Annotated in this window: 10 protein-coding genes and 1 riboswitch; of the genes, 5 read left to right on the plus strand and 5 right to left on the minus strand. The window is 39.0% G+C overall.

Annotated elements, in window-relative coordinates; all coding sequences use genetic code 11:
* The 3 genes from HRT50_RS11235 to HRT50_RS11245 form a co-directional block, all read right to left on the minus strand.
* On the minus strand, positions 1-411 hold a 411-nt coding region (locus HRT50_RS11235; protein WP_291614431.1), incomplete at its 3' end, for a cob(I)yrinic acid a,c-diamide adenosyltransferase.
* A gap of 56 nt (positions 412-467) precedes the next feature.
* On the minus strand, positions 468-1454 hold the full coding sequence (locus HRT50_RS11240; protein ID WP_291614433.1) for an iron ABC transporter permease: 987 nt from the start codon (positions 1452-1454) through the stop codon (positions 468-470).
* Positions 1447-2277 (minus strand): ABC transporter ATP-binding protein, encoded by an 831-nt coding sequence (locus HRT50_RS11245; protein WP_291614436.1) that lies wholly within the window; start codon positions 2275-2277, stop codon positions 1447-1449. Before HRT50_RS11245 ends, HRT50_RS11240 begins: the two co-directional genes overlap by 8 nt.
* An 85-nt stretch (positions 2278-2362) precedes the next feature.
* Positions 2363-2497: riboswitch (cobalamin riboswitch) on the minus strand.
* Positions 2498-2789: 292 nt separating this feature from the next.
* Between HRT50_RS11245 and bfr (HRT50_RS11250) the strand changes: the two genes are divergently transcribed.
* Positions 2790-3275: a bacterioferritin gene (bfr, locus tag HRT50_RS11250; protein ID WP_291614438.1), complete on the plus strand. Its 486-nt coding sequence runs from the start codon at positions 2790-2792 to the stop codon at positions 3273-3275.
* A gap of 11 nt (positions 3276-3286) precedes the next feature.
* Entirely contained in the window at positions 3287-3754 is a 468-nt protein-coding gene (gene bfr, locus HRT50_RS11255) for a bacterioferritin (protein ID WP_291614440.1), read from the plus strand.
* A gap of 53 nt (positions 3755-3807) precedes the next feature.
* On the opposite strand, the gene HRT50_RS11260 is transcribed toward bfr (HRT50_RS11255), so the two are convergent.
* Positions 3808-4002: a (2Fe-2S)-binding protein gene (locus tag HRT50_RS11260; RefSeq protein ID WP_291614442.1), complete on the minus strand. Its 195-nt coding sequence runs from the start codon at positions 4000-4002 to the stop codon at positions 3808-3810.
* A gap of 500 nt (positions 4003-4502) precedes the next feature.
* Positions 4503-5729 (minus strand): threonine/serine exporter family protein, encoded by a 1227-nt coding sequence (locus HRT50_RS11265; RefSeq protein ID WP_291614444.1) that lies wholly within the window; start codon positions 5727-5729, stop codon positions 4503-4505.
* 100 nt (positions 5730-5829) lie between these two features.
* Here HRT50_RS11265 and HRT50_RS11270 point away from each other — a divergent pair, with 100 nt between their 5' ends.
* From HRT50_RS11270 to HRT50_RS11280, 3 genes are all read left to right on the plus strand, one after another.
* Positions 5830-6003 carry a hypothetical protein gene (locus HRT50_RS11270; protein WP_291614446.1) on the plus strand — a complete coding sequence of 58 codons (174 nt, stop codon included), beginning with the start codon at positions 5830-5832 and terminating at the stop codon, positions 6001-6003.
* 99 nt (positions 6004-6102) lie between these two features.
* Positions 6103-6873 carry a class II aldolase/adducin family protein gene (locus HRT50_RS11275; protein WP_291614448.1) on the plus strand — a complete coding sequence of 257 codons (771 nt, stop codon included), beginning with the start codon at positions 6103-6105 and terminating at the stop codon, positions 6871-6873.
* Positions 6874-7073: 200 nt separating this feature from the next.
* Complete coding sequence (locus tag HRT50_RS11280; protein WP_291614450.1) at positions 7074-8249, plus strand: mandelate racemase/muconate lactonizing enzyme family protein; 1176 nt, start codon at positions 7074-7076, stop codon at positions 8247-8249.
* Positions 8250-8286: the final 37 nt, after the last annotated feature.

The raw sequence follows: 8286 nt of genomic DNA on the forward strand, positions 1-8286 counted from the left end.
CTCATCAAGTAACACTAAATCAAGATTGTTATCGCTGAGTAACTCTTTGCATTTAATCCATACCTGCTTTGCTGCAGCAATATCTTTTTCTTTATCTTGCGTATTCCAAGTGAAACCAGTGCCCATAACACTAAATTTAACACCTGCATTTTCAAGTAATTTTCGCTCACCACACGCCCAGGTCCCCTTGATAAATTGTGCAACAGCAGCATTAAGACCATGACCAACCGCACGGGCGACAGTACCAAAACCAGAAGTGCTTTTGCCCTTACCATTACCTGTTATGACTATAAGTATGCCGCGCTCATCGGTGGCGCTATCGATGCGAGAATCAACTTTGTCTTTTAGTTTTTGCATTCTTTGCTTGTGCTTATCAGTCGTTTTGCTGTCAGTTGTTTTTTCATCAGTCATAGGATTACCTCTGCTGTTTTATTTTATTAAACATGGATTTATTAAATATTAATTTGTTAAGTTATCGCGCGAGAGCGATACATGATAAATAAGAAAAATATACTCCCGAGTGCCGAGGTTATAATGCCAATGGGTATTTCGGCGTGTGGTAATGATGAGCGAGCAATAACATCCACCCATATAAGAAATATAGCGCCAATTAAGGCACTGCCAATAATTAATTTCAGGGTTGTTACGCCAATCAGTTGTCTAACAATATGGGGTATCATCAAGCCAACAAAGCCAATACCGCCGCAATAGGCAACAATCGTTGCGGTCAGGGCAGCACAAATTCCTAACATAAGTAGGCGTAACTTATCGACATCAACGCCCAAGCTGGCAGCACTTTCATCACCCAATAAAAGCGCATCTATTTGCCTGTGTACCGCAATAACGGTAACTATTGCTACAATAAGTACGCTAGCAATGACGTAGAAGTTAGCCATCTCAACACGCGCTAAGCTGCCCATAAGCCAGAAAATAACGCGGTTGGTGGCAAAGGGTTCGCCAAAATATAAAATAAATTGCGTAATTGAGCCAAGCATAAATGAAACGGCAACGCCGGCGAGCAATAGTTGCTCCATACGCTGAAGCACCTTAGCGATAAATACCACTATGATGACGGAAAATAGTGCGCCTAGAAATGCTGCCAAAGGTAAGGCTACGGTGAGGTTATCAGCCAATGATATATTAGCGATTGTTGCGCCTAAGCCTGCGCCCGAAACAATACCAAATAGATAAGGATCGGCAAGCGGGTTGCGTGTGGTGTTCTGTAAAATAGCGCCGGCAATAGCTAAGCCCATTCCTGCGACTAGGGCAACTAACACTCTTGGAATACGTACTTGCCAAATAACAATATTAGCTATTTGGTTTTGACAGCTACCGACTAAGCAGCTAATTAACTCTGCTGAGTCGATATCAGCAGGGCCAAAGGTTACGGCTGCCATCGCAGATAAAATGACTAAAGCGATCAAGACCAAAAAGATAGTAGTAACTTTATTCATCAACTGACTCCGAAAAACGACTGTGGTGCTCATCGGTCTCAGGCAAGTAGAAAGATACTTGGGTAGCACCTGTCATCGCATCAACACTTTGCTGGCAAGGTAGACCGAATACTTGGCTTAATTGTTTAGGTGTCAGTACTTCCTCTGGACTGCCATCACAAATTAATTGACCTTGATTTAATAGTAGTAAGCGTTGGCAGTATAAACTGGCTAAATTGAGATCATGTACTGTCATGATAACAGTGATATTAAGTTTATTGACCAGTTGTAATACCTGATGTTGATAAAAAACATCTAAATGGTTGGTTGGCTCATCAAGGATCAAAACTTGACTCGCTTGCACAAGTGCTCGGGCAATTAATACCCTTTGTTGTTCGCCACCCGATAGTTGATTAAAGCTATGATGTAGTGCCTGCTCTAACCCTACTTTTTTCAGCGCTAAGTTGATTTGTGCTTTGTCGTGATCGCTGTCTAGTGAAAAAAGCGTTTTGTGCGGTAACAAACCCATTTTCATTACATCCTGCACGGATAAGGCAAAAATGGTGTCATTTTTTTGCATGACTAGTGCAAAATGTTGGGCAACTTCTTTAGCACTGTATTGAGTTATGGCGCGGTTTTTTAATTGTACGCTACCGGTAACATTGGTGCTGGCGAGAATATTGTTTTGATTGGTTATACAGCGTAATAGGCTAGTTTTTCCCGCACCATTGGGACCAATAATACCGATCACTTCACCTTTGCGGACATTGAAGTTAATGTTTTGTAAGATGGCTTTATTTTGAACTTGCCAGCTTAGCTGAGAGATATTAAGGAGTGTCGACATAAATAAACTCGTGTTTTCCCGCACGGTAATAAATAATACCAATCGAATTAAATAAGTAATTTCTTATTTTAATCCGTTTGCTATGAGTATAGTTTTTTTGGTTAGCTATCTGACTTTGAAATTATATTAGTGGTGAAACTCAATATTATTTCATTTACAGTTGCGGGAACAGTGATGGATTCTTACCATCTTCATTAACACAAAAATTCTTTAGGACGCGGATTCTATATTGATTTCTTGATATTATCAAGTTTTAGAAGTTTAGACGGCTATTTGTTATGCTTATTGACAATTTAACCTTAGAGTTTTGATGAACTTTACCTGATGTTAGCTCATTTTAATACGGATAATCTAGTCATAATTAATAATGCAAATGCTAATGGTTTTCACTTATAAAATAAACACTTAGTAACAGATAATTAGTCGAATAATTCGATAAACCCTGATCTTTCAACTAGTCTTTAAGACAACCGAATATCAGTGTTTTTTAACTTGTTATATTGAGGTGTCAGATGAAAGGTAATGCAAAAGTTATAGCGAGTCTAAATGGCTTGTTACACAATGAATTAGCTGCAATTGATCAGTACTTTACTCATTCGCGAATGTATCAAGACTGGGGCTTAGATAAACTTTATGAGCAACTAGATCATGAAATGCAAGAAGAGATCACCCATGCCGATGCGTTAATCAAGCGTATTTTATTCCTTGAAGGTACGCCTAACCTAAAATCTCGCCGAGATTTACTTATTGGTAGTGATGTTCCGAGTATGCTTAAGAATGACTTAATTCTTGAAATGGAAGTGGTCGCTGCACTAAAATGCACTATCACTTTATGTGAGAGTGAGGGGGATTTTCAAAGCCGAGAGATTCTAGAGAAGTTACTTGAAGATACTGAGGAAGATCATGTTTATTGGCTTGAAAAACAACTTGGTCTCATTGATAAAGTAGGCTTGCAAAATTATATCCAATCACATATGGGTCAGCATCTACCAGGGTAAGGGGAGTCATAATGAAAGGCAATAAACAAATACTTACGCTGCTTAATAGTGCTTTAGGTATTGAGTTAATAGCAATTAATCAATATTTTTTACATGCTCGCATGTATAAAAACTGGGGCTTAGATAAGCTTAACAAAGCCGACTACAAACTTTCTATTGAAAAAATGAAGCAAGCCGATGACTTGATTGAGCGGATATTATTTTTGGAAGGCTTACCCAATTTACAGGATCTGGGGCGGTTACATATAGGTGAACATGCGGCGGAGATGCTACAAGCTAATATGGATTTAGAGTATGTTTCTCGAAAGGCTTTACAAGCACTTATTGTAGAGAGTGAAAAGCTAGAAGATTATATTAGTAGGGATTTAGCAGAAGACTTGCTAGAAAATGTAGAAGAGCAAATTGATTGGATTGAATCACAACAATATATTATTGACCATGCAGGTATAGAAAATTATTTGCAGGCGATGATGGATTAGTACTTTATCGGGTTGGTAATGTGGCAGGCTTTTATGAAAGCTAATTGCTCAGTTTAAGCTACTTTTGGTTGTGCTTCAGCAATTTGCAATAACTTTCTGTTCAGTACACGCTTAGTACATTGACAGCACTTGCCGCATTGCGAACCGACATTAAGCTCACTTGTTAACTGCTTCATAGTTTCTGCGCCATTATCAATTGCCGACTCAATTTGTGTGTCGGTAACCCCATGGCAAATACAAACGTACATATAATTCTCAGCGTAAAATGACTCTTAAATAATGGCGTTTATAATAACCTTAATGATAATAATTATCAATAAGATTGTTTGGTAAGGAAATTAATGAGTTAGTCTTTTTGTGCAATAAAAAGGCGAGGCGTTTTATATTATTTAAGGTAAAGGTTAGTGACTAGCAGCTACTTTATTTATGGTAAGAAAGCGAGTATTAATAATATGCCAGTCTTGAACTTGTTCATTGAAAAAGCCGGACTGTTGAAAGGCTTTGATTATAGCTCCACGTTGCCTCAGTATCTTTAAGCCCTTTTGTAGCATTGTTATTCTATGTAAAAAACGAGCAAAGACGCTTTAAATGAACCCATAGGGCAGTTGTTGTTTGAAATGTAGACTACGTTATCGCACATTCATGTAATCAGCTACACCTTGTGCGCTCTGCCTTACCTACATATCAAATGAACTGCTGTAAAAGTTATCTCGAAAGATAAATAGACGCTAATGATATTAGTTTCTAATTATAAAGTTTTACCGTGTGGTAATACCGCATTGGAAAAGATAATACCTGCAACCAGTGACATAAATATCAAAAATGTTTGTGAACCTAAATCGGGCACATTTAGCATATTCTGCCCAGAGATAGCACTATTTAAACCAATATAGACTTTAGAGCCAGGTACCAATACAACTAAGCCGAGTATCCTGACAATACTGGAAGGTAAGTTCATCACCCGTGAAAACAAGTTGCTGTATAAACCAAGGGCGAAAGCGCCAACAAAAGCACCTAAGGCGACACCTAAGTATGTACTTGCCCAGATGCTAACACCAAAGGCGATATAGCCCGCAATCATGCCCCAAGGGGCGTCTTTTAACCTGACTTTAAATAGCACAACTAAACTTGCTGACAAGGTTGTTACTGCAAGCCATGAGGTCCACACCGGCATAGTTTCAGGAGGAACAAAGACCGCGCTTCCCCACATCAAGTTACCTAATGCCATACCTAAGACGGCACCGAAGTAAAGCTTAAATAACATCATGATACTGTCCATGATACGCGCGGTACCTGACATTAAATGTCGCGCAGCAAGTTCAGACAATCCAACGGTTAACGATAATCCTGGTATAAATACTATGATGCTTGAGAGAATGACCATGGGTATATTGATACTAGGATCAAATATTGATATTGCTGAAGCTAGCAATGATGCTGATAGCGCGGCTAGGGGCTCAAGTAAATCTGCCATACGGCGAGATTTTTCCGCCCAAAGAACAAAGCCAAAAATAACCCAGCCTAAGATGGCCGACCAGAAGACATCATGCCAACTGGTGTGCATTAACATGGCAAAGGCGCCACTTGAAGCACCAAAAGCTAAAAAGGATAGAAATGTGCCATACGGAGCTGGTTTATTTTTAACTTCGGCTAAACGCTCAATCGCTTCAGCTAAGGTGCGCTGACCATTGATTAATTCATCAACAAGTTCATCAATGCGCGCTAAAGATCCTAGATCGATATCTCCTGGGCTAACACGAACTAAATGATTATATTGCTGATCATCTTCATCATCAGATAAGATAAAGGTAAGTGCCGTCGGCGTAATGATAAATGAAGCGCGAATATCAAGAAATTTAGCAATAGATAAAAGGTTGTCTTCTAGGCGATAAGCGGTAGAGCCTAGCTTATGTAAAGCTTTGCCTAATTTGATGATAAAACGACGTTTTTGGTAAAAATTATCGGTTTGCTGCATAGCGATATAAAATGGTAAGTTGCACTGAACGCTATGGTAATCGATTTTGCGAAAACTGGGTATAAAAAACTACTTAAAAAATAAATAAAAAGAGAAAAAAATGACATTAATAATTATTTTGGCTTGTGTCTTTTTCGCCGTGTTCCTGATGGTTACTTTGGGGGAGAAGTTTGGTAAACCCATGACAGAAGAACAACAAGGTAAGTACAGTAAAGTTATACCTATACTAGTATTTGTCTTAATAGTCTCGGCCATTATCAAAATGATGCTGTAAATAGCTTTAAACGACTTTATAGCTTGATCTTCATCAGGTAAAATCAGCTATATTATCTACTTTTCTAAACTATTTACCACAATGAAGAGAGTGCTTGAAATGCAGCAACTGCCTAAACTCGATTTAAAAAACAAAGTCTCAGCACAAGAATGGCAATTACGGGTCGATTTAGCGGCTTGTTACCGCTTATTACAAATGCATGGTTGGGATGATCTTATCCATACCCATATTTCAGCACGTATTCCCGGCACCGAGCATATTTTGATCAATGCTTTTGGTTTAGCTTTTGAAGAAATAACCGCCTCCAATTTAGTTAAAATTGATATCGACGGCAATATTATTGATAAAGATTGCCCGTTTACGATCAACCCGGCTGGTTTTACTATTCATAGTGCCGTACATCAAGTACGTCATGACGATATTTGTGCCTTACATATCCATACCAACGAGACTATTGCTGTAGCCAGTGTCGAAAAAGGTTTATTACCAATAAGCCAGTATTCAATGTTTGCTCTAGCCTCGATGAGTTACCACGATTATGAAGGCTTGGCGGTTAACGATGAAGAAAAGCTTAGATTGCAAAATGACTTAGGTGATAATAACTTTATGTTATTGCGTAACCATGGCGCCTTAACTATGGGAAAAACCATAGGTGATGCGTTTATGCATATGTATGATTTAACCCGTGCCTGTGAAATACAGTTGCAAGTAATGGCATCAGGTATGCAGCCCATTTATGCCCCGCAAAGTATTATTGATGGTATTAAAGCGCAAGCAAATATTGTTCATGATGGTGAAACTGGCGGTCAAAAAGCATGGCCAGCTATGCTTCGTCGAGTATATCGCAATGACCCTAGCTTTGCCCTTTAGCGAGTTGCGGTTACATTATCCGTTATCCCAATACTAACCGATGTTATTAATTAGTTCATTTTAGTATTTTTGTTTTGCTATTAAAGCATTTAACCTTAATTGTAATAACTATGGCTCATCATTTTTAACTAATTGAAGACGAATTAATTAGGGCTAAGCTTTAATTTTTAGCCAACTTACCAATAAGAACTGAGAAAAATATGAAGATTACTCACGTTGAAGTTTTTGATATCCATTGCCCTAAGCGCATTGGTTGGAACCCTGTATTTATTCGAATCCACACTGATGAAGGCATTAGCGGTGTTGGTGAAGCGGGTTTAGCCTATGACTGGGGTCATAGTGCTGCTGCTGCCATGATTAAAGAGATCAGTGAAGCGATACTTATTGGTTTTAACCCTTTTAATACCGAGCTTTTATGGTCACGCATGTTACGCGAAAGTTTTTGGGGCTTAGGCGGCGGCCCTGTGTTGTATTCCGCGATGAGCGCTATTGATACCGCACTTTGGGATATTAAAGGTAAAGCGTTGGGTGTGCCTGTTTACCAATTACTGGGCGGTAAGGTCAATGATAAATTACGTACTTATGCCAGCCAACTGCAGTTTGATTGGGATGTCGAAATCAAGAAGCTCATTGAGCCGGAGCAATATGCAGAAGCGGCATTAAAAGCGGTAGCACAAGGTTATGATGCGGTAAAAGTTGACCCTATTGTTTATAACGGTGATGGCAGTTCATCTTTTGATCGCACTAAATTATTTACTAAACCGCAAATGCGCTTGTTTGGTAATAGACTACGCGCTATTCGTGATGCTGTTGGTGAAGATGTTGATATTATTTTTGAATCGCATTCATTAATGGGCGCGGCATCAGCTATTCAAATGGGCAGAATTGTCGAAGAAGTTGGCTGTATGATGTATGAAGAGCCGGTTAACTACTTAAATCCAGCTGTACATAAAAAGGTTTCGGATAACGTTAATGTGCCAATTGCCGGTGGTGAGCGTTTGTACCATAGGTGGGATGTTAGACCTTATTTTGAAGATCAAAGCATTGATGTATTACAGCCTGATGTTGGTTTATGTGGCGGCTTTACCGAAACGAAAAAAGTTTGCGACTATGCCGATGTATACGATATTCGCATTCAGGCACATGTTTGTGGTGGTCCGGTTGCAACAGCGGCATCACTACATTTAGAAACGGCTATTCCTAACTTCTTAATTCATGAACATCATACTTATGCGATTAAAGACTGGAACAGAGAGTTATGTTTACAAGACCCACAACCCGTAGATGGTTTTTTCCAGGTGACCGAAGTGCCGGGTATTGGTATTGAACTTAACGATGCAATTGTGAAAAGATCGCCAAACGTTACTATTAAATAGTTTAGTAAGCTTATTTGAGTATTACTTACAATTGGTA

Origin of the sequence: Colwellia sp. (genome assembly GCF_013215345.1) — a bacterium.
In the GTDB taxonomy this organism is placed as follows: domain Bacteria; phylum Pseudomonadota; class Gammaproteobacteria; order Enterobacterales; family Alteromonadaceae; genus Colwellia.